Origin of the sequence: Nocardia arseniciresistens (assembly GCF_046764875.1) — a bacterium.
Taxonomy (GTDB): domain Bacteria; phylum Actinomycetota; class Actinomycetes; order Mycobacteriales; family Mycobacteriaceae; genus Nocardia; species Nocardia arseniciresistens.
In genome coordinates this window covers 1-25481 of the sequence record NZ_JBKORD010000036.1, presented here as the reverse complement: position 1 = coordinate 25481, position 25481 = coordinate 1, and the positions used below count along the sequence as shown (strand labels likewise).

General features: G+C 67.5%; 2 protein-coding genes (1 of these 2 running past the window's edge). Both read right to left on the bottom strand.

What is annotated here, in order from left to right; all coding sequences use genetic code 11:
• Nucleotides 1-10157 carry part of the coding region annotated (locus ACLMAJ_RS37805) for an SDR family NAD(P)-dependent oxidoreductase (protein WP_412018724.1) on the bottom strand (this coding region is incomplete at its 3' end). The annotated region extends 7340 nt beyond the left edge of the window, so 10157 of the 17497 annotated nt are shown.
• The gene (locus ACLMAJ_RS37800) at nucleotides 10154-25477 is read right to left on the bottom strand and encodes an SDR family NAD(P)-dependent oxidoreductase (protein ID WP_412018725.1); all 15324 of its coding nucleotides are present in this window, start codon (nucleotides 25475-25477) and stop codon (nucleotides 10154-10156) included. The genes ACLMAJ_RS37805 and ACLMAJ_RS37800, both read right to left, overlap by 4 nt.
• Nucleotides 25478-25481: the final 4 nt, after the last annotated feature.

Here is a 25481-nt window from a genome sequence, read left to right as displayed (position 1 = left end):
ACCGACACCGCGGGCAAACCCGCGTCGGCGCGGCGGCGCGCCAACGCATCCAATACCGAGTTCGCCGCCGCGTAGTTGCCCTGCCCCGCCGACCCGAGCACCGCCGCAACCGAGGAGAACAGGACGAACGCCGACAATGTGCGATCCAGAGTGAGCTCATGCAGATTCAATGCCGCATCGACCTTCGGCGCGAGCACCCGGTCGATCTGCTCGGGCGTCAGCGACTCGACAGTGCCGTCGGCCAACACACCCGCCGCGTGAATGACAGCCGTCAACGCGGGACCACCGGAAATATCGTCGAGCATTCTCGCCACAGCAGCGCGATCGCTCACATCACAGGCCAGCACCCGCGTCCGCGCCCCGAGTTCGGCCAGCTCGGCGACGAGTTCCGCGACGCCGTCGGCTCGTTCGCCGCGCCGGGACACCAACACCAGATCACGCGCACCATGCGCCACGGCGAGGTGCCGGGCGACCAGCGCGCCCAACCCGCCAGTGCCGCCGGTGATCAGCACCGCACCCGAGCCGATCGCCATACCCGACCCGGTGGCGGGTGCGTCGCGACGGGTCAGCCGCGGCGCGAGCAACGCACCCGCGCGCACCGCCAACTGCGCCTCCTCGGCGTGCAGTGCCGCCGTGATCAGTTCGTGGGTAACCGCACCGTCGGCGTCGATGTCCAGCAATACAATCCGGCCGGTATGCTCCGATTGGGCGCTGCGCAGCACACCCCAGATGGCCGCGGCGGCCAGATCGGGATTCTCGCCCGGCAGACCCGCGCCGTTGCGCGTCACCACAACCAGTCGCGCGTCGAGGCGCAACCACGATCGAACCGTCACAGGCACCGTGTACACGCATCGGCGCACAACGTCTGCCGAGTCCGTCACATCAGAATCCGCGAACCACACCACCACATCCGGGCCGGTATCCCCGGCGGCCCCGACCAGCGCGGCCATGTCCGAGTAGGTTTCCTCGAACCCGGACGCAGTCGTCGAGCCGACCACCGCGATCCGCCGGACGTCCGCACCGACCCGCGGACGGTCGACCGCGATCCAGCTCACGTCGTACAGGCCATGGCGGCCGACGGATCGACCCGCGTTCAAAGCCTGACTGTCCACCGGACGCGCCTGCAGCGATTCGACAGTCAAAACGAGAGCGCCCGCTTCGTCAACGAGTTCGAGCCGCACACCGTCGGCTCCGGCGCGCCGGATTCGCGCCTGCACGGCCGCCGCCCCAGGGCGGAACAGCCGCACCCCGTTGAACGAGAACGGCAGCGGCACGTGATCGTCCGGAATGTCGGCCGCCAACTCCTCCACAGCAGCATGCAAAGCAGCGTCCAAGAGCGCCGGATGCACACCGAACCGAGAAGCTTCCACACCGCCGTCAGCGGCCAACCGCACCTCAGCTAAGACGTCACCGCCGTCACGCCACATCCGACGCACCCCCTGAAACGCAGGTCCGTAACCGAGGCCGCGCGCGGCCAACCGGTCGTACAGCGTGTCCGCGGGCATCACATCGTCGTCCGACGACGGCCCGCCGGCAGCGCCGGACATCGGAGCGTCGCCCGCCCCGGAATGATCCCGGCCGAAAGCACGCGGGGACAGACTCTGTCCGGAAATCACCGCCCCAGGCACGAGAATGCCACGCGCATATGTGATTCCGGATCCGCCGTCCGACAGCTCGCCCATTGTCCCGGACGCCACGACGAACCGTCGCCGCCCGTCGGCATCCGACGCTTCGACAGCGATCTGGATGTCGATCTCGAGGCTGCCATCCAACCGCAGCGGTGCTTCCAGCACCAGCTCGTCCACGATCTCGGCGCCCACCCGAGCACCGACCGCCAAAGCCAGCTCGACGAAACCGGTCCCCGGTAACAGCACCCCGCCGAATACCGTGTGATCGGCAATCCACGGATGCGACGCCACCGAAAGCCGGCCGGTGAACAGCCACTCGTCCTTACCAGCCACCGCGATCGAAGCACCCAGCATGGGGTGATCGACCGGCATCAGACCGGCACGACTCACATCGCCGACGCCGACCCTTGCCGGCAGCCAATACCGTGTGTGCTGGAACGCATAGGTCGGCACAGCGATTCGACGCAGCGGCCGTCCCGCGAACAGCGGACGCCAATCCACCTCCAGACCCGCGGTGTGCGCAGCGGCCAGGAACGCGGTGAACTGCGCAACCTCATTCGCGGCAGCGGAAATAGCGGATCGCGCCGCGCCGCGCCGAGCGGTAGCAGCCACCACGGACCGCGCCTCCACATCGGGTTCTTCGGCCAGACACTGGCCTGTCATCGCCGCCAGCACGGCATCCGGGCCCACCTCCAGAAACCGCCGAACCCCGCTCACCGCCAACGCCCGCACCCCCGGAGCGAACCGCACGGCCGACCGCACCTGACGCACCCAGTACTCCGGATCGGTCAGTTCACCGTCCACCAACTCACCGGTCACATTCGACACAATCGGAATCGTCGGCGTTCGATAAGTCACACCCGCTGCCACCGAACGGAATTCGGCGAGCATCGGCTCCATCCGCGCCGAATGGAACGCATGACTCACCCGCAACCGGTTCGTCTTGCGACCCTGGTCACCGAGCAAACGCTCCACCTCGCCGACAGCGTCCGCATCCCCGGACAGCACCACCGACGACGGACCATTCACCGCAGCCACCGACAACCTGCCGCAATACCCGGCCACCAACGCAACCGCCTCATCTTCGGACACCGCCACCGCCACCATCGCCCCACCCTCGGGCAACACCCCCATCAACCGACCACGCACAGCAACAAGACGACACGCATCCGACAGAGACCACACCCCCGCCACATACGCCGCCACCAACTCACCGATCGAATGCCCGATCAGCATGTCCGCCGCAATACCGAACGAACCCAACAAACGGACCAACGCCACCTCGAACGCGAACAACGCCGGCTGCGTGAACTCCGTCCGATCCAGCAGCACCGCATCGTCATCCCGCGCGAACACCACATCCTTCAACGACCGACCAAGGTGGACATCGAACCCAGCACAGACCTCGTCCAACGCCGCCGCAAACACCGGAAACGCCGCATACAAACCCCGACCCATCCCGCCACGCTGCGCACCCTGCCCAGTGAACAGAAACGCCGTCTTACCCGACCCGACAACTCCCTCCACAACACCCGAAGACACCTGCCCTGCCACCAGACCCGCCAGACCCGCCAGCAACTCCTCGCGATCCGCACCGACAACCACACCCCGCCACTCCAGATGAGAGCGGAAATTAGCCAACGAATACGCGATATCCCACACACCCGCATCCGGATTGTCGATCACCCACTGACGCAACCGATCCGCCTGCGCCCGCAACCCCTCCTCCGATTTGGCCGACACCAGCAGCGGCAACGGCGGGGCCACCGCAATCCCGGTCGGCGACACCGGCTGCGGCACCGAGATGTGTTGCGCAGGTGCCTCTTCCAGGATGGCGTGGGCATTGGTCCCGCTGACACCGAACGACGACACCCCGGCCCGGCGAACACGCCCGTCGGCCGGCCACGGTCGCGCCTCGGTGAGCACCTCGACATCGCCGGATGACCAGTCCACATGCGGGCTCGGCTCGTCCGCGTGCAGGGTCGGCGGCAGGGTTTCGTGCCGCATCGCCTGCACCATCTTGATCACTCCGGCCACGCCCGCCGCGGCCACGGTGTGCCCGATATTCGATTTGAGCGACCCGATCCGCAGCGGACGATCCGCACGATCCTGCCCATAGGCGGCGATCAACGCCTGCGCCTCGATCGGATCCCCCAGGGCGGTCCCGGTGCCGTGCGCTTCCACGGCATCGATATCGCCCGGTGCCAGTCCCGCGTTGGCCAGCGCCGCCGCGATCACCCGCTCCTGCGACGGACCGTTGGGCGCGGTGAGCCCGTTGCTCGCCCCGTCCTGATTGACCGCCGTACCTTTGACAAGGGCCAACACATTGTGACCGAGCCTGCGGGCATCCGACAGCCGCTCCAACACCAACACCCCCACACCCTCAGCGAAAGCGACACCATCGGCCGCAGCAGAGAACGACTTGCACCGGCCGTCCGGCGACAGGCCGCGCTGCCGGGCGAAATCGACGTAAAGATAAGGGCTGGCGGCGACGGTGACGCCGCTGGCCATCACCAGCGAACTCTCTCCCTGGCGCAGCGCCTGGCAAGCAAGATGCAACGCGACGAGCGACGAGGAGCATGCGGTGTCCACCGTGACCGCGGGCCCCTCGAGGCCGAAGACATACGACACCCGCCCGGACACCACACTGCTGGTGGTGCCGGTGAGCCGATATCCCTCCAGATCACCCACGACGCGGTCGATATAGCCGGAGTAGCCGGCTCCGGCGAAGACCCCGGTATCGCTGCCGCGCAGTGCGGCCGGGTCGATTCCCGCGTCCTCCAACGCCTCCCACGACACCTCCAGCAACAACCGCTGCTGCGGATCCATCGCCGAAGCCTCCCGCGGACCGATCCCGAAAAACCCTGGATCGAAATCACCCGCGTCGTAGAGGAACCCGCCACGGCGCGTGTAGATGGTGCCCGGCTTGTCGGGATCGGAATCGAACAACCGATCCAGATCCCAGCCGCGATCCGCCGGGAAATCACCCGTCGCGTCCCGGCCCGACGACACCAGATCCCACAGGTCCTCCGCCGAATCCACCCCACCCGGGAAACGGCACGCCATACCAACGATCGCGATCGGCTCGTCGGCGCGCACCCGACGCACGACCTTTTTCACCGGTCCACCCGGTTCCGGAGCCACTCGCGCCTGCACCAGTTTCGCCACCGCCACCGGGGTCGGGTGATCGAACACCAATGTCGAGGGCAGGGTGAGGCCCGTCGCCTTGCTCAGCCGGTTGCGGAACTCCACCGCGCCCAGCGAATCCAGACCGATCTCATCGAAAGGCTGACCGGGACGGATATCGCCGCCCGAATCGTGCCCGAGCACCGCGGCCACCTGGTCGCGGACCACCTCGAGAACCAGATCGGCCCGCTGCGCCTCGGGCACCTCCACCAGCCGGGCGCCCAGCGACCCGGCGGCGAGCACGGCCGCGCCAGCGGCTTCGGCCCGGACCGGGCGCGCCACCCGCCGCACGTACCCGCGCAGTACAGCGGGCACTGCCGCCGGATCGGACTCCCGGCGCACACCGGCGGCATCGAACCGGATCGGCACCAGCCGCGCCCATGATCCGGCCAGCGCTTCGTCGAACAGACGCAGTCCTTCGTCGTCCGTCAGCTGACTCGAGCCCAACCTGCCCCAGCGCGCCACAGCCACCCGGTCCAGGCCGCCGGTCATCCCAGAACCCTGATTCCACGGCCCCCACGCCAACGATGTCGCCACCAACCCCACCGCCCGACGCCGCTGCGCCAACGCGTCCAGGAAACCATTCGCCGCCGCGTAATTACCCTGCCCCGCAGACCCCAACACCCCCGCCACCGACGAGAACACCACAAACGCCGACACCCTCCGGTCCCGCGTCAACTCATCCAGATACCACGCCCCGTCCACCTTCGGCGTCAACACCCGATCCACCTGATCCACGGACAACGACTCGATCGTCCCGTCCGCCAACACACCCGCCGTATGCACCACGGCCAACGGCGAATCCGAATCGATATCCGCCAGTAGATCCCGCATGGCAGCGCGGTCCGCGACATCACAGCGCTCGATCCGCACGTGGGCCCCGGCGGCCGCCAGTTCCGCGGCCAGTTCCGGCGCACCCGGCGCGTCGAGACCGCGCCGCGAGGTGAGCACGAGCCGCCGCACCCCGCGGGCGACGACGAGATGCCGGGCGAACAGTGCGCCGAGCCCGCCCGTACCTCCGGTGATCAAGACCGTCGAATCCGCCAGCCATGGGTCGCCGCCGTCGGAGGACGCGGCGGCGCGCACCAACCGGGGCACCAGAACATCCGCGCCGCGCACCGCGGCCTGCGGCTCACCGCTCCCCAGCACGGTCATGATCCGCTCGGCCTCCACCGGAGCCGCCGGATCCTCGTCCACGAGCACGAAACGCTCCGGGTTCTCCGCCTGCGCGCAGCCGACCAGACTCCACACCGCCGCCGCGACCGGGTCCGGCGTCTCTCCCGGCACACCGGCTCCACCCGGGGTGACCACCACCACGCGGACCTGCGACAGGCGTTCCTCGGCGAGCAGCGATTTCATTGTGGTCAGCGCATGGTGCACCCCGGTCCGGACACCGTCCGGTACACCGGCGGCCTCGCCGCCCGGCCACGCATCAGCCCGCCACACCAGCACATCCGGAAGGTTCTCCGCGGCCGCGACCTCGGCGACGGACGCGTAGCGCGCCGCGATCCCGGACACTGCCGCATCCCCGAGAACCGCCGCCGAGAGGTCGGACCGGCCGATCACACCGGCAGGCTCCCACCGCACCTGGTACAGGCCGGCCGCGGCGCCGCCGAGCGTGCTCCGGAATTCCTGGACGTCGTAGGGCCGCACCACCACCGCGTCCACGGACACGATCGGATTGCCCGCCGGGTCGAGGGTCGCGACCGAGATTGTCTCCGAACCGGTCGCCACCGCGACGACCCGCAGGGACGTGACCTCCGCGGGCCATCGCCCACCCTCGGCCGCCGGCTTGTGGAAACGCGCACCACCCCAACGGAACAGCAGTCGCCCGGTATCCGGGCCGGCGGCGGCGTCACCACACAGCAGACGGGAGAACCCGGCGTGCATCACCAGATCCAGCAGAGCCGGATGCAGATCGTGGCGTCCCGGTTCCGGTGCCGCGGCGGTATCCAGCACGATCTCCGAGAACACCGTGTCGCCGCGTTGCCAGGCACCGCGCACCCCGACGAAAGCCGGACCGTATTCCAGCCCCGTGTCCTGGGCGATCAGTGCCGCGAGCCCTGCGGCGTCCAGGGGTTCGGCGTCGACCGGCGGCCACTGCTCGTCGCGCAGCTGCGCCAGCAGGTCCGGTTCGCCCTCGGGCAGCGCCGCCAGCGCACCGGTCGCGTTGTGCACCCACTCGGCGTCACCGGGGGTCCGGAAGTAGAACTCGAACCGCCGCCGACCCGATTCGTCGGCCGCCTCCACCAGCACCTGCAGTTCGACCTCGTCGTCGCCGGTCGGCAGGATCGGCGCCTGCAAGGTGAGCTCCTCGACCACACCGCACCCGATACGGGCGCCCGCGACCAGCAGCATTTCGATCAGCGTCGCGCCCGGCAGGACGACCACGCCGTAGGTCATATGGTCGGCGACCCACGGGTGGGTGCGCAGCGAGAAGCGACCGGTGAACAACCACTCGTCGGTTCCGGCCAGCCCGACCACACCGGTCAGGATCGGATGCTCCAGCGACGACGCCGAGACCTCGCCGGTGGCGGGCAACCAGAACCGCCGCCGCTGAAAGGCATAGGTCGGCAGGGTGATCCGGTGCGGGTCGCGACCGGCGAACCACCTCGCCCAATCCACCTGTGCCCCCGCGACATGGGCCTGCGCCACAGCGGTGACGAACTGCCGTACCTCGGTGTTGTCGGACACCGGCCCGTCCGCCCGGTCCGCGTCCCGGCTCGCGACCGGCCGCCGCGACGCCGCGGCCACCGTGGACACGGCTTCCACCTCCGGGTCCTCGGCCAGGCAGCGGCGAGTCATCGCCGCCAACACCGCATCCGGACCCACCTCCACAAACCGCCGCACACCCACCGCGACCGCGGTCGTCACACCCGGCGCGAACCGCACACACCCCCGCACCTGCCGCACCCAGTACTCCGGATCGGTCAGTTCACCGTCCACCAACTCACCGGTCACATTCGACACAATCGGAATCGTCGGCGTGCGATAAGTCACACCCGCTGCCACCGAACGGAATTCGGCGAGCATCGGCTCCATCCGCGCCGAATGGAACGCATGGCTCACCCGCAACCGGTTCGTCTTGCGACCCTGGTCACCGAGCAAACGCTCCACCTCGCCGACAGCGTCCGCATCCCCGGACAGCACCACCGACGACGGACCATTCACCGCAGCCACCGACAACCTGCCGCAATACCCGGCCACCAACGCAACCGCCTCATCTTCGGACACCGCCACCGCCACCATCGCCCCACCCTCGGGCAACACCCCCATCAACCGACCACGCACAGCAACAAGACGACACGCATCCGACAGAGACCACACCCCCGCCACATACGCCGCCACCAACTCACCGATCGAATGCCCGATCAACACATCCGGGGTAATCCCGAACGACTCCATCAACCGGAACAACGCCACCTCGAACGCAAACAACGCCGGCTGCGTGAACTCCGTCCGATCCAACACCCCGTCGACATCGGTGAACATCACCTCCCGCAACACCCCACCGAAGTGCCGATCGAACTCGGCGCACACCTCGTCCAACGCCACCGCGAACACCGGAAACGCCGCATACAGTCCCGCACCCATCCCCACCCGCTGCGCACCCTGACCAGTGAACAGAAACGCCGTCCTATCAGAACCCGCGCAGCCCTCGATCGCTCTCGGCGACCCCCCTGAAGAATCTGTCACATCGGCCAGACCGGCAAGCAGTTCCTCCCGGTCACGCCCCACCACCACACCGCGCCAGTCCAACAGCGCCCGCGACGTCACCAAAGAGTGCGCGATATCCCACACGTCCGCGTCTGGAGCGTCGATCAACCACTGCCGCAGTCGATCCGCCTGAGCGCGGAGGGCTTCGTCGGACTTGGCCGATATCAACAGCGGAACGAAATCCGACACGATGGGCTTCGCAGCGGCCTCGCCTCCCGACTCGACGGCGACCGGATCGGCGGGCGCTTCCTCGATGATCACGTGGGCGTTGGTACCGCTCACGCCGAACGACGACACACCCGCACGACGCACCCGCTCACCCGCAGGCCACGGCTCAGCCTCGGTCAACAACCGCACCGTGCCCACCGACCAATCCACATGCGGGGTCGGCACATCCACATGCAACGTCTTCGGCAACACACTGTGCCGCATCGCCTGGACCATCTTGATCACACCCGCGACCCCCGCCGCAGCATTGGTGTGACCGATATTCGATTTGAGCGAACCCAAGCGCAGCGGCCCACTCTCACCCCGCGCGCCGTAGACCGCCATCAAGGCACGCGCCTCGATCGGATCCCCCAACGTCGTGCCCGTCCCGTGCGCCTCCACCGCATCCACATCCGACGGCGCCAAACCCGCATTCGCCAACGCCGCCGCGATCACCCGCTCCTGCGACGGACCATTCGGCGCGGTCAAACCCTTGCTCGCGCCGTCCTGGTTCACGGCCGACCCGCGCACCAGGGCGAGAACATTGTGGCCCAGACGCCGGGCATCCGACAGCCGTTCGACGACCAGCATCCCGAGCCCTTCGGAGAAGCCGGTCCCGTCCGCAGCCGCCGCGAACGCCTTGCACCGCGCATCCGGCGACAGCGCACGCTGGCGCGCGAACGCGATCAGGTGGGACGGATCCGACATCACGGTGACACCGCTCACCAGTGCGAGCGATGTTTCACCCTGCCGCAAAGCCTGACATGCCAGATGCAACGCCACCAGCGACGAGGAGCACGCGGTGTCCACCGACAGCGTGGGGCCCTTGAAACCGAATATGTAGGAGACCCGGCCGGACAGCACACAGTTCGCCCCGCCCAGGTAGGCATGGCCTTCCGACTCGGCCGTCAACGTAGGGGAGCCGATGCGGGGGCCATAGTCCTGGTGAAAGACTCCAGAGAAGACGCCGGTGTCGCTGCCGCGCAATGTCACCGGGTCGATACCCGCGTCTTCCAGGGCTTCCCAGGACGCCTCGAGAATCAGACGCTGCTGCGGCTCCAGCATTGCTGCCTCGCGGGGGCTGATTCCGAAGAAACCCGCATCGAACTCGGGCGCCGAATGGATGAACCCACCCTCACGCGTATAGATCGTGCCGGGCGCATCCGGATCGGGGTCGTAGAGCTTTTCCAGGTCCCACCCTCGGTCGGTCGGAAAACCACCGACGGCGTCGGTGCCGGTGTCGACCAGATCCCACAGTTGCGCGGGGGAGTCGACGCCACCGGGAAAGCGGCAGCTCATCCCGACGATCGCGATCGGCTCCCGCGCACTCCCCTCCAACTCCTGGATATGCTTGTTGGCGGTGCGCAGGTCTGCAGCGAGTTTCTGCAGATATCGGGTGAGTTGTTCCTCAGTGCTCATGGTTGACCGAACTCCTCATCAATCAGGTTCAAAAGCTCGCGGCCGGAATGCGCGGCAAAGTCGCGGTATTCGTCGGTCTGCCGGCTGTCGCCGAGGTGGGACCGAAGACGGTCGCTGATGCCGAGCAATGCGGTGACCGTCGCATCGTCGTTACCCGCCACGGCCAGGATCTGTTCGACCATCGCCTCCAGGCGGGCGAGATCGTCGGTCGCGGGCGGTGCCGCGGCCACCGCAAGAGCCATTCGGTCGTGCAGGTACTGGGCCAGATCAACCACCGTTGGGTAGTCGAACACGAGCGTCGAGTTCAACTGGAGGCCGGTAACTTTCGAAAGCCGGTTCCGGAACTCCACTCCACCCAGCGAATCGAATCCGAGCTCGTCGAATCCCTTGTCGGGCCGGATATCCTTGATCGACGCATGGCCCAATGCGGCGGCGGCGTGCTCGCGAACCAGATCGAGTACGGCCTGCTCCCGCTTGGCCTCCGGTACCCGACCCAGCTCGAAGCCGCGCGATTGTCTCTCGCTCCCAGCGCTGCGCTGCGAAGGTCGAACCAGCCCGCGCAATACCGCGGGGATCGTGTCGGCGCGAGCCGCTCGTTGCAAGTCGTTCAGGTCCAGGCGAACCGGCACGAGCGCCGATACTCCTGCCGGGTCCGATCCGACGCCTGCGACGGTGTCGAACAGTCGAAGGCCGTCGGCCTGGCTCAGTGGACGCATACCCAGGCGGGCCAGTCGTGCGACTGCCGCTTCGTCCAGGGTGTCGGCCATGCCGCCCGATCCCGTTCCGGTCTGCTCCCACAGCCCCCAGTCGAGTGCCACAGCGGGCAGCCCGTCGGCGCGACGCCGGGCGGCCAATGCGTCCAGGAAGCTGTTGGCGGCGGCATAATTGGCCTGCCCCGCCGCCCCGAGGACACCGGCAATCGACGAGAACAACACGAATGCCGAGAGGTCCGCGTCCCGCGTCGCCTCGTGCAGATTCCACGCCGCGTCCACCTTCGACGTGAGGACACGATCCAGCTGTTCGGTCGTGAGTGTGCGAATTGTGGCGTCGTCGAGCGTGCCCGCCGCGTGGATCACCGCCGTCAACGGCTGGTCGGACGGGACCGAATCGAGCAGAGCCCGCAATGCGGTCCGGTCCGCGACATCGCAGGCAGCGATGCGCGCGTGCGCGCCGAGTTCACTCAGTTCCGCCGCCAATTTCGCAGCACCCGCGGCCTTTTCGCCGCTGCGGGACACCAGGAGCAACTGCCGGACACCGTGCTCGACGACCAGGTTCCGAGCCAGTATCGCGCCGAGCCCGCCGGTGCCTCCGGTGATCAGCACGACGCCGGACCCGAACGACGGTCTCGCCTCGGGGGTCGCCGCTGAGCGCTTCAGCCGCGGGGCCAGCACAGTACCCCCACGGACGGCCACGTGCGGCTCCTCGGCTGCCAGAACCAGCAGGACGGCGTCGATCGAGAGCGGTTCCACGCCGGGCGCGGATTGCCAGTCGAGCAGGACAATCCGACCGGGATGTTCGGTCTGCGCACTGCGAACCAACCCCGCCGCCGCGGCGGCGGCGAGATCCGGTGTCTCACCGGGCAGCCCGACCGCATTGTGGGTGACAACGACCAATCGCGACTGCTCCAGCGCATCCTTGTCGAGCCACGCCTGAAGCGTGCGCAACGTCGACCGCACCTGCTCGTGTGTGGCGGCCGCGGCGTCACCGTTTCGGGGAATCGCGTCCGCGGCGACAGACCACACCACCGCCTCGGGCACCGCCGCCCCGCCGGTCGCCACCACGCTGTCGAGATCTGGATAGTGTTCCCGCACACCGACAACCGAGATCGAGCCCAGTGCGGCAATCCCACCGGAAACCAGGTCGGCGGACGAAGCGCCGACTTCCGTCCAATGCAGTTCGTACGCCCCGGCGTCGCCGCCGGACAGCGAACCACGGAGCTGGGCGACGTCGTAGGACCGCATGACAACCTCGTCGACGGAGAAGACCGGGTTGCCATCACCGTCCACCGCCGCCATGGCGAGGGCGTCCTCGCCCTTCGACACGGCGATGACCCGCAGCAGTCCGGGCCGGACGACGTCGTGGAATCGGGCGCCGCCCCAACGGAACAGCAGCTTGCCGCGGTTCGGGTCATTGCCGAGTTCCGGCCACATCAGACAGGCGAGCCCGGTATGCCCGATAGCGTCCATCAAGCCCGGATGCAGCGCGAAACCCTCCGGGTCCACGGCCGGATCCAAGACAACCTCGGAGAAAACGATGTCGCCGCGCTGCCACGCGCGTTCGGTGCCTCGGAAGGAACGACCGTACTCGAGTCCCGACGCGGCTTCGATGTGCGCGGGAATCCATTCCGGGTCGATCGGGTCGGCGCCGGGCGGTGGCCACGACTCAGCCCGGAGCTGTTCCAGCAGCGGCTCGGCGGCCGGTTGGTCGCCCGCCAGCACACCGCTGGCGTTGCGTACCCACTCGCCGTCGGTGGCGAGGCGGTAGTGGAAGGTGAAGTGCCGCCTCCCTGTGTCGTCCATCTCGTCGACAAGCACTTGCAGGTCGACGGCGCTGCCGTCTTCGGGCGGGAGGATCGGGGCCTCCATGATGAGCTCATCCACACCGACACTGCCGAACCGCTGTCCCGCCGTCAGCAGCATCTCCACCAGCGTCGTACTCGACACGACCATGACGCCGTAGCTTGCGTGGTCCGCAAGCCAGGGATGGGTCCGATACGAGAGCTGTCCGCTGAGCATCCATTCGTCCTTGCCCGCGACCTGCACCACACCGGTCAACACCGGGTGACCCGACGCCGTCTGCGACGCCCGGACGACCGGCTGCAGCCAATACCGCTGGTGCTGGAATGCATAGGTGGGCAGCGGAACCCGCGACACCGCGCGGCCTTCGAACAGCGCCTTCCAGTCCACACCCACACCCGCCACCTGGGCCTGCGCCAAGGCGGACACGAACTGGGTCGGCTCGTCGATCGAGCGCCGGGCGGCCGCGACCACCGTCGATGTGGCCTCGAGGTCCGGAGTATCGGCAAAAAACTGCCGAGTCACCGCGGACAGCACGGCATCCGGTCCGATCTCCACGAACCGCCGCACTCCGGCCTTGACCAGGGTGTCTATCCCGGGCGCGAAGCGGACGCAACCACGCACCTGCTCCACCCAGTAACCCGGGTCGGTCAACTCCGCGCCGACGACCGCGCCGCTGACGTTCGACACGATCGGAATGTTCGGCTGCTGGTATGTCACCCCTTCGGCCACCGAACGGAACTCGGCGAGCATCGGCTCCATCAACACCGAATGGAACGCGTGGCTGACCCGTAACCGGTTGGTCTTGTGACCTTCCGCGGCGGCCCGCAGTTCCACCTCGTCGACAGCGTCCGCATCCCCGGACAGCACCACCGATGACGGACCATTCACCGCAGCCACCGACAACCTGCCGGAACACCCGGCCACCAACGCGACCGCCTCATCTTCGGACACCGCCACCGCCACCATCGCCCCACCCTCAGGCAGCACCCCCATCAACCGACCACGCGCAGCAACAAGACGACAAGCATCCGACAGAGACCACACCCCCGCCACATACGCCGCCACCAACTCACCGATCGAATGCCCGATCAACACATCCGGGGTGATCCCGAACGACTCCAGCAACCGGAACAACGCCACCTCGAACGCAAACAACGCCGGCTGCGTCCACTCCGTCCGATCCAACACCCCGTCGACATCGGTGAACATCACCTCCCGCAACACCCCACCCAGGTGCCGATCGAACTCGGCGCACACCTCGTCCAACGCCACCGCGAACACCGGAAACGCCGCATACAGTCCCGCACCCATCCCCACCCGCTGCGCACCCTGACCAGTGAACAGATATGCCGTCTTACCCGACCCGACAACTCCCTCCACAACACCGGAAGACACCTGCCCTGCCACCAGACCCGCCAGACCGGACAGCAACTCCTCACGATCCGCGCCGACAACCACCCCCCGCCACTCCAGATGAGAACGGAAACCAGCCAACGAATACGCGATATCCCACACCCCCGCCTCCGGATTATCGATCACCCACCGACGCAAACGATCCGCCTGCGCCCGCAACCCCACCTCGGACTTGGCCGACACCAGCAGCGGCAACGGCGGGGCTGCCGCAACCCCCGCCGGCGACACCAGCTGCGTCACCGGCTGCGGCTGCGGCTGCGGCACCGAGATGTGTTGCGCAGGTGCCTCTTCCAGGATGGCGTGGGCATTGGTCCCGCTGACACCGAACGACGACACCCCAGCCCGGCGAACACGCCCGTCGGCCGGCCACGGCTGGGCCTCGGTCAACAGCTGCACATCCCCGGCCGACCACTCCACGTGCGGGCTCGGCGCATCGACATGCAACGTCATCGGCAGGGTTTCGTGCCGCATCGCCTGCACCATCTTGATCACTCCGGCCACGCCCGCCGCGGCCGAGGTGTGGCCGATATTCGACTTGAGCGACCCGATCCGCAAGGGCCGATCCGCACGATCCTGCCCATAGGCCGCGATCAACGCCTGCGCCTCGATCGGATCACCCAATGGTGTCCCGGTACCGTGTGCCTCGACCGCATCCACATCCGACGGCCGCAACCCGGCATCGGCCAGCGCCGCCGCGATCACCCGCTCCTGCGACGGACCGTTCGGCGCCGTCAAACCATTCGACGCACCATCCTGATTGATCGCCGTCCCCCGCACCACCGCCAACACGTCGTGGCCCAGACGCCGGGCATCCGACAGCCGCTCGAGCACCAGCATGCCGACACCCTCGGAGAAAGCAACACCATCGGCCGCGGCGGAAAACGACTTACACCGCCCATCCGGCGACAGACCACGCTGCCGCGCGAACTCGACAGAAAGATAAGGATCGGCAAAAATCGCCACACCGCCCGCCAACGCAAGCGAACTCTCCCCCTGACGCAGCGCTTGGCACGCCAGATGCAGCGCGACCAGCGACGACGAGCACGCGGTGTCCACCGTGATGGAAGGCCCTTCCACACCGAAGACATACGACAGCCTGCCTGACGTCAGACTGCCCTGGGTTCCGGTGAGCCGATAACCCTCCAACTCGCTGGGCACCCGATCGAAATAACCCGAATAGCACGCTCCGACGAACACCCCGGAATCACTGCCGCGCAACGACACCGGATCGATGCCCGCGTCCTCCAGAGCCTCCCAGGACGCTTCCAGCAGCTGACGCTGCTGTGGATCCATCGCCGACGCCTCCCGCGGACTGATACCGAAGAAGCCGGCATCGAAATCACCGGCATCGTCGAGGAATCCGGCGCGGCGGGCATAAACAGTCCCGGGCTTGTCCGGATCCTCATCGAACAACCGCTCCAGATCCCAACCCCGATCCGACGGGTACTCACCGGTCGCGTCGATTCCGGAGACGAGTAGATCCCACAACTCATCCGGCGACAGCACACCCCCGGGGAAGCGGCAGCCCATCCCCACGATCGCGATCGGCTCGCCCGCCCGAACCCGGCGCACCACCTTCTCGACCGGTCGCCCCACCGCCTTCGGCTCGACACGGGAATGCACCAGCTTCGCCACCGCAGCCGCGGTCGTATAGTCGAACACCAGAGTCGACGGCAACTGCACACCGGTGGCCTTGACCAGCCTGTTACGGAACTCCACACCACCCAAAGAATCGAAACCGATCTCGTCGAACCGCTGATCGGGCCGGATGTCGGCGGCCGAATCATGCCCCAACACCGCCGCCGCCTGCGCCAACACCACTTCCAACACCACCTCACCGCGCTGAGCCTCCGACACCTGCCCCAACCGGTCGCCCAACGACCCCGCCGCGAAGCCCGCCGCGGACTTTCTCAAAGCCTTCGCCGGACGCGCCGAATGCCGCACGAATCCACGCAACACCGCAGGAACAGCATCGGCGTCGGACTCTCGCCGCAGCACGCTCGCGTCGAACCGGAGTGGAGCCAGGCACCCATCGGCACCGGCGAGGGCATCGTCGAAAAGACGCACACCGTCGACATTCTCGAGCTGACCCAACCCCAACCGACCCAACCGCGCCATCGCCGTACTCCCCAGACCACTGGTCATCCCACTACCGGAGTTCCACGGCCCCCACGCCAGCGACGTCGCAGGCAACCCCGCAGCTCGCCGCCGCTGCGCCAACGCGTCTAGGAATCCGTTCGCTGCGGCGTAGTTGGCTTGCCCGGCCGACCCCAGCACCCCCGCAATCGACGAGAACAGCACGAACGCCGACAGATCGCGGTCACGGGTCAGTTCGTCCAGGTACCACGCCCCGTTCACCTTCGGCGCCAACACCCGATCCACCTGCTCACCGGTCAACGACTCGATGGTGCCGTCGTCGAGAACCCCCGCGGAATGCACCACGGCAGTCAACCCACCATCGGAATCAATCGTGTCCAACAGCGCCCGCACCGCGTCACGGTCCGCGATGTCGCAGGCGACCACCCGGGCATCGGCGCCGGCCTGTGCCAGTTCCGCGACCAGCTCGTCCGCACCGGCCGCCTCGGGTCCCCGCCGCGACGCCAACACCAGCCTGCGCACACTGTGCTCGGCGACGAGATGCCGGGCGAACAACGCCCCGAGTCCACCCGTGCCGCCGGTGATCAGCACCGTCCCGTCACCCAACGACGGCGGCACGGTGTCCTCCGACATGGGTGCGCGCGTCAACCGGGGCACCAGAATCTCCGCACCGCGTACTGCGACCTGCGGCTCATCCGCCCGCAGTACGGCCGCGATCCGATCGACATCCAGCGGCTCGGCCGGATCTTCGTCGAGGAGCACGAACCGCTCCGGATTCTCCGACTGGGCACTGCGGACCAACCCCCACACCGCGGCCGCGGCCAAATCCGGAACCTCCCCGGGCAGCCCGGCGCCACCCGTGGTGACCACCACCATCCGGGCATCGGACAGGCGTTCTTCGGCAAGGAAGGATTTCAGCGTGGCCAGCGTGCTGTACACGCTCGCCGACACCACTCCCGGATCATCAACGGCCTGCTCCGAAATTCGCCATACCACTGCCCCCGGAATCCATTCGGCGGCAACAACATCGGCGACCGACGCGAAGGACGCCTCGATCCCCGACACCGTCGTGTCCCCGAGTACGGCCATCGCAGGCGAGGGCGGGCCGACCGACCTGCCCTCGAGTGCTCTTATCGGGGGCCCTACCAGGGTGGACTCCCAATGAATTCGATACAGTCCGGTCTCGTCATCGGACAGGCTGCGCCGGAATTCCCCGACGTCATACGAACGCATCAGCACCGCGTCGATAGACACGATCGGATTGCCGTCCGGATCGACGGCCGCGACAGACATGGTATCCGCTCCGGTCTCGACCGCAATCACCCGAAGCGACGTCACCACCGCAGGCCACAGACGCTGCCCGCCGTCCGCCTCGGACTCCGGATTGTGGAAACGCGCACCACCCCACCGGAACAACAACCAGCCGGTCTCCGGATCGGGATCCACCCCACGGAAAATCAGCTGGGAAAGCCCGGCGTGCATCACCAGTTCCAGTAGAGCCGGATGCAGATCGTGGCGCCCCGGCTCGGGCGCCGCGTCGGTGTCCAACACGACCTCCGAGAAAACCGTGTCGCCACGTTGCCACACCGCATGCACACCGACGAACGCCGGACCGTACTCGAGCCCGGTGTCCTGCGTAATCTGCTCCGGAAGCTGTGTGCTGTCAACGAGTTCGGCATCGACCGGCGGCCATTCCTCGTCCCGCAGCCGAGACACCAACGCCGAGTCACCGTCCCACCGCGCCGCAAGCGCACCGGTCGCGTTGGGTGCCCATTCCGCGTCGGGCGACTTCCGGTAAAAGAACTCGAACTGACGCCGCCCGAGCTCATCCGTCGCCCGCACCAACACCTGCAACTCGACCTCGTCGTCACCAGGCCGGATCGGCGACTGCACAATGATTTCCTCGACCACCTCGCAACCGATCCGGCCGCCCGCGGCAAGAAGGAACTCGAGCAACAACACACCCGGCACAACCACCACACCATGGGCCATGTGATCGGCGATCCACGGATGCGTACGCAACGAGAACCGACCGGTGAACAACCACTCATCAGACCCCGCCAACCGGACCACACCCGTCAGAATCGGATGTTCCGTCGATGACTGCGGCACATCATTGTTCGGCGGCAACCAGAACCGCCGACGCTGGAACGCATACGTCGGCAATGGAACCCGACGCACCCCACGACCCGCGAACAACAGCCCCCACTCCACCCGCACACCCGCGACATGGACCTGTGTCAGTGACGTGACGAATTGAGTCACCTCATCCACCGTCCGCCGGGCCGCCGCGGCCACCCACGAGGCCGACTCGACCTCCGGATTCCGCGCCAGGCACTGCCGAGTCATCGCCGCCAACACCGCATCCGGACCCACCTCCACAAACCGCCGCACACCCACCGCGACCGCGGTCGCCACACCCGGCGCGAACCGCACACACCCCCGCACCTGCCGCACCCAATACTCCGGATCGATCACCCCATCACCAGCAAACTCACCGGTCTCATTCGACACGATCAAAAGTTCCGGCGACCGGTACGCGATACCTTCGGCCACCGCCCGGAACTCCGCCAACATCGGCTCCATCCGCGCCGAATGGAACCCATGGCTCACCCGCAACCGACTCGTCTCAACCCCATCCCCGGACAACGCCCGCTCGATCTCCTCAACAGCATCGGCATCCCCCGACAACACCGTCGACGACGGACCGTTCACCGCCGCGATCGACACCCGACCACCCACAGTGCCCGACGATAAAAACGCGGCAACCACATCCCCCGCCCGCTCCTCACCGATCGCCACGGCAAGCATCGCCCCACCAACAGCCAACCCACCCATCAACCGGCCACGCGCCGCCACCAACACACACGCATCCTCCAGCGACCACACACCCGCCACATACGCCGCAACCAACTCACCGATCGAATGCCCAACCAACACATCCGGTGTCACACCGAACGACTCCAACAACCGGAACAACGCCACCTCGAACGCGAACAACGCAGGCTGGGTGAACTCCGTCCGATCCAACAACCCTTCGGCATCATCGAACATCAATTCCTTCAACCCCCGACCGAGCAGCGGATCGAACTGGGCGCACACCTCATCCAGCGCTGCAGCGAACACCGCAAACGCCCGATACAAGCCCGCACCCATCCCCACCCGCTGAGCACCCTGACCGGTAAATAGAAACGCCGTGCGGCCCGAGCCGACGCTGCCGGTAACGGCACCGCCGCCGCCGGACGCATCATCGGCAAGGGCCGCCAATCCCGCCAGCAGCTCGTTCCGGTCGCGCCCGACGACCGCGCCGCGCCAGTCCAACGCAGCCCGGGACGTCACCAACGAGTGCGCGATATCCCACACGTCCGCGTCTGGGGCGTCGATCACCCACTGCCGCAACCGATCCGCCTGCGCCCGCAGACCCGACTCGGAACTCGCCGACACCAACCACGGCACGGCTGCCCCGATGTGGGGCTCCGCGGGCGCAGGCTGCGACGCCGGAACTCGTCGGTGTCCGATGCGGTCTGTGCGGAGCCCTCCATCGTCACGCTGCGCTACCTGCTCCGGGCTCGACCGCACATATCGGGCAGGCGCTTCTTCCAGGATGGTATGGGCGTTGGTGCCGCTGATGCCGAATGACGACACTCCGGCACGACGGACACGCCCGTTGCGTGGCCAGGGCTGAGCCTCGGTCAGCAGCTCGACGTTGCCCTCCGCCCACTCCACATGCGGGCTCGGCTCATCCACATGGAGCGTCTTCGGCAGAGTTTCGTGCCGCAGCGCCTGCACCATCTTGATCACGCCACCGACGCCGGCCGCGGCGATCGGATGTCCGATGTTCGACTTGATCGACCCGATCCGCAGTGGTTGTCCCGGGCGGTCTTGCCCGTAGGCGTTGATCAGTGCCTGCGCCTCTATCGGATCGCCCAATGTCGTGCCGGTACCGTGCGCCTCCACCGCATCCACATCCGACGGCGCCAACCCGGCATCGGCCAATGCCGCCGCGATCACCCGCTCCTGCGAGGGACCATTCGGCGCCGACAAACCATTACTCGCACCATCCTGATTCACCGCCGACCCGCGCACGAGGGCCAGGACGTTGTGACCCAGGCGCTCGGCGTCGGAAAGCCGCTCGAGCACCAGCACGCCGACGCCCTCGGAGAAGGCGACGCCGTCGGCCGCGGCGGAGAACGACTTGCAGCGCCCATCGGGAGACAGACCACGCTGCCGCGCGAAATCAACGTAGATGGAGGGACCTGCCGCGACCGTCACGCCACTCGCCAACGCCAGCGAGGTCTCCCCCTGGCGCAGCGCTCGACAGGCCTGGTGCAGCGCGACCAGTGAGGACGAGCATGCGGTGTCCATGGTGACGGCGGGCCCTTCGAGGCCTAGAACATACGACACGCGGCCCGAGATCACGCTGTTCGAGGTGCCGGTGAGCCGGTAGCCCTCCAGATCGCCGGTCACCCGATCGGAGTAACCCGACTGGCACGCTCCAGCGAACACTCCGGTATCGCTGCCGCGCAACGAGATCGGGTCGATGCCCGCCTCCTCCAGCGCCGCCCAGGACGCTTCCAGCAACAGACGTTGCTGCGGGTCCATCGCGGAGGCCTCCCGCGGGCTGATGCCGAAGAAACCGGCATCGAAATCGCCTGCGTCATAGAGGAATCCGCCGCGGCGAGTGTAGGAGGTACCGGACTTGTCCGGATTCTCATCGAACAGCCGCTCCAGATCCCAACCACGATCTGTCGGGAACTCGCCGGTGGCGTCGGTTCCGGAAGCAAGAAGATCCCAGAGATCGTCCGGTGATGCGACACCGCCGGGATACCGGCAGCTCATCCCTACGATGGCGATCGGCTCGTCCGCCCGAACCCGGCGCGGAGCCTTCTTCTCAGCGGGTCCATCCGCGATCGTCGGCGCGACTCGGGAATGCACCAGTTTCGCCATCGCCTCCGCGGTCGGATAGTCGAATACCAGGGTTGACGGCAACTGGAGACCGGTGGCCTTGACCAGCTGGTTGCGGAACTCCATGACGCTGAGCGAATCGAACCCGATATCCTTGAACGGCATATCCAGGGCGATCGACTCGGCGCTCTCGTGACCCAGCACCGCCGCCGCCTGGGCACGGATCACCTCGAGGATGATGCGTTCTTGCTCGGCCACCGACCGGCCGGCCACCTGCGCCGCCAGCGTCGACGACTTGCTTGCCCTGCCACCCACGCGACGGCGGGACGGCCGCAGCAAACCGCGCATGATCGGGCGCAGATCATCCTCGGCCAGGGCGGACCGGTCGACCCGGACAGTCACGGACGCCGCCCGGCCGCCCGCCAGGGCAGCATCGAACAGCGCCATACCGTCCTGGTCGCCGATCGGCAGGAAGCCCTCCCGTCGCAACCGGGCGCGGTCGGCCGCGCCGAGGGCACTGGTCATACCGGTGCGCTCGGACCACAGCCCCCACGCCATCGACGTCGCGGGCAGACCGTTCACATGCCGGTGTTGCGCCAACGCATCGAGGAAAACGTTGGCGGCGGCGTAGTTCGCCTGCCCCGGATTGCCGATCACACCCGTGACGGAGGAATACAGCACGAACGCCGACAGATCCAGATTCTTCGTCGCCTCGTGCAGATGCCACGCCGCATCCACCTTGGGCCGCAGCACATCCGCGATCTGCTCCTGCGTCATGGCGGCAAACAGGCCGTCGGCCAACACGCCCGCGGCATGCACCACACCGGTCAACGGATGCTCCGACGGTATCCCCGCCAACACCGCATCCAATGCCACCCGATCGGCCGCATCACAGGCGACCACGTCCACATGCGCGCCCAGCTCGGTGAGCTCTGCGGCCAGTTCGGCCGCGCCGGGCGCGGCCGGGCCGCGCCTGCCCGCCAACAACAGCCTCCGGACGCCGTGGGCAGTGATCAGGTGCCGCGCGACCACCGCACCCAATCCCCCGGTGCCACCGGTAATCAACACAGTGCCATCGGGCCGCAACGGGGTCGGCACAGTCAGCACGTTCTTGCCGATATGTCGAGCCTGACTGATATACCGGAACGCTTCCGGCGCCTGCCGCACATCCCACGCGGTGATCTGCGAAGGCGCCAACGCCCCGGCGTCGAAAAGCTCGACAACAGTCGCCAGGATCTCCCCCAACCGATCCGGCCCTACCTCCATCAGCATGAAATGGTGGTAATCCACCCCATGATGTTCAGCGGCCACCTGCACCGGATCACGCTCGTCGAGGTGGCCCATCTCGATGAACTTGCCGCCGCGCGGCATCAGTCGCAGTGACGCGTCCACGAATTCGCCGGTCAGCGAATTCAACACGATGTCCACGCCGCCACCATCGGTGGCGTCGCGAAACTTCCGCTCGAAATCCAGCGTGCGCGAGTCGCCGATATACGAGTCGTCGAATCCCATGTCGCACAGCACATCCCATTTGGGCCGGCTGGCGGTCACCAACAGACGCAAACCCAGGTGCCGAGCCAACTGTATCGTTGCGATGCCGACACCACCGGTGGCCGCGTGCAGCAGCAGCGTCTCACCGGATTGCGCACCGGCCAAGTCGACGAGACCGTAGTAGGCGGTCGCGTACACCACCGGCACCGCCGCGGCCTGGGCGAAAGACCATCCCTGCGGGATCCGCGCGAGCACTCGCCGATCAGTCACCGACACCGATCCGGCACCGGTGATGAACCCGAAAACCCGGTCACCTGGCGCGAATTCGGTCACATCGGGTGCCACCTCGAGCACGATGCCCGCACCCTCGACACAGATCGCGGCATCCTCTTCCGTCACTATGCCCAAACCAGGCCTTATCATGCCCAGAGTGATCAGCACATCACGGAAATTCACGCCTACCGCGCGCACCGCCACCCGGACCTGGCCGGGCTCGAGCGCCCGCAGCTCGGCCGGCGTCGCGGTCAGCGTGAGGTTGTCTCCGGTCAGCGTGCCCTTGCCGAGGTAGGTCAAGCCCCACGCCGGCGTCTGCACCAGGTCACTCGCACCCACGTTGTCGCCGACGCCGAAGTTCAGCCGGGGTGCGTACGCCGTCCCGCGCCGTATCGCCAGCTGGCGTTCGCCACCCATCATCACAACCAGGGCCACACCGTGCCGATAATCGGCCCAATCACCGACGTCGACGACGAGAATCCGGTCCAAGTGCTCGCTCTGCGCCGTGCGCAGCAGACCCCACGCCGCCGCACCGGACAGATCCACGGACTCCCCCGGGTGCACCGCCATCGCCTGTCGAGTCACCACCACGATCAGCCCGTCCTGCACCAGCAGCCGCTGCACTCGCACCGTCAGCGCGGTCACCGCATCCCGCACCGCCGCCGGGAGATCGTGGTCGGAAGGAGCTGCGTCGAGCCGCACCACCGTCACGCTCTGTCCCGCGATCGTGACGACCTCCCCGTCGTCTGCGGGACTCCAGGCTTCGGCTTCGGTGAGTTCGTCCTCGGGGGAGGCCAGCGCGACCCAATCCACCCGGTAACCGATACCGTCGCTCCGACAACCGGCAGCACCGAGGAGCGCGTCGGTCGAGAGCGGGCGCATGGTCAGCGCCTCCACCTCGGCCACTGCCACACCCGCCTCGTCGGCGACCGTCACCGCGATCCGCTCACTCCCCGACACCACCGCTCGAACCCGCAGGGAAGTCGCCCCCGTCGCGTACAGCGCAACGTGCTCCCACGAGAACGGGACGGCCACCTGACCGGCCTGCGGTGCGGCAACCAACTCACCCAGCAGGATCGCGTGCAGCGCAGCATCCAACAGGGCGGGATGCACACCGAACTCCGTAACCTGCGACCGGGCCTGCTCCGCAAGCGCGACCTCCGCGAACACCTCACCATTACGCCGCCACAACGCGGTCAGTCCCCGGAACACCGGCCCGTACTCATAGCCCAACTTCGCCAGATCCGCGTAAGCGTCGTCGATCGGCATCGCCGTCACACCGGCCGGAGGCCAGCTCGCCATACTCGGGTCGACCAAGGGCGCGTCCGCTTGGGCAGTGACCGACCCGACCGCGTGGCGCACCCACTCTTCCGATAGGGAACCATCACCGATCTCGGACCGATCGGACTCTTCGTCACCGCGCGCGCGGGAGTACACCGACACCGGCCGTGCGCCCGTCTCATCCGGTCCGCCCGCCATGACTCGCAGCTCGACGGCTCCGGCGGCCGGAACCGGTAGGGGCGCCTCGATCACCAGCTCCGCCAAATGCGGGCACTTCACCATCGATCCCACGTGCAGGGCCAGCTCCACGAGAGCGGCGCCGGGCAACAACGCCACCCCGGCGACGGCATGATCGGCCAGCCACGGGTGACCGGCTAGCGAAAATCTGCCGGTGAACACCACATCCCGGGAGTTCGGCAGCCGCACCATCGCGCCCAACAGCGGATGCCCCGCTTCGTCCAGGCCCGACCGCCACGCATTCGGCGCGTCGTCCGGCTGCAACCAATACCGCTTGTGCTGAAACGCGTACGTCGGCAGGTCCACCATCGCGGCGGGGCGCGGAGCGAAGCTTGCCGGGCGACCATGGTGAGGTTTGCCGAGCGACCGCGCGGCGGCCGGAGCCAACGCCCCCACCGCTACCTCGACACCTACACAGTAAGCCTCCGCCAACGCGACAGTGACCTGCTCCCAACCCCCACGATCACGCTTCAAAGTCCCCAAAACAGCCACACAGTCAGCCAAACCGATCGACTCCGCCACCCCCTCCACACCCACCGTCAACACCGGATGCGGACTCACCTCGACAAAAGCATTCACCCCCGCACGCTGCAACGTCTCCACCGACTCAGCGAACCGCACCCCCTCACGCAACCCCCGATACCAATACTCGGCATCCAGACCCGCCGTGTCCACAAATTCCGCGGTCACCGTCGAAAAGAATGGAACCGAACCCGTTCGCGGCCGAATCGACGCCAACTCGGCAAGCACCCGATCCCGAATACGCTCCACCGCCACCGAATGCGAGGCGTAATCCACCGGAATCTGCTTCGCCCACACCCCGTCGGCCGCGCACCCGGCCACAAACTCGGCCACAGCGGCCGACTCGCCCGATACCACCGTCTGCCCCGGCCCGTTCACCGCCGCCACCGACAACCGAACACCGAACACTGCCAAGCGATCCGCCACCGCGTGCGACGCCAAACCGACCGACGCCATACTCCCCGAACCCGCCAACTCCTCCGCCACAACCCGAGAACGCACAGCCACCACCCGCGCCCCATCCGACAACGACAAACCACCCGCCACCACAGCCGCCGCGATCTCCCCCTGCGAATGCCCCACCACC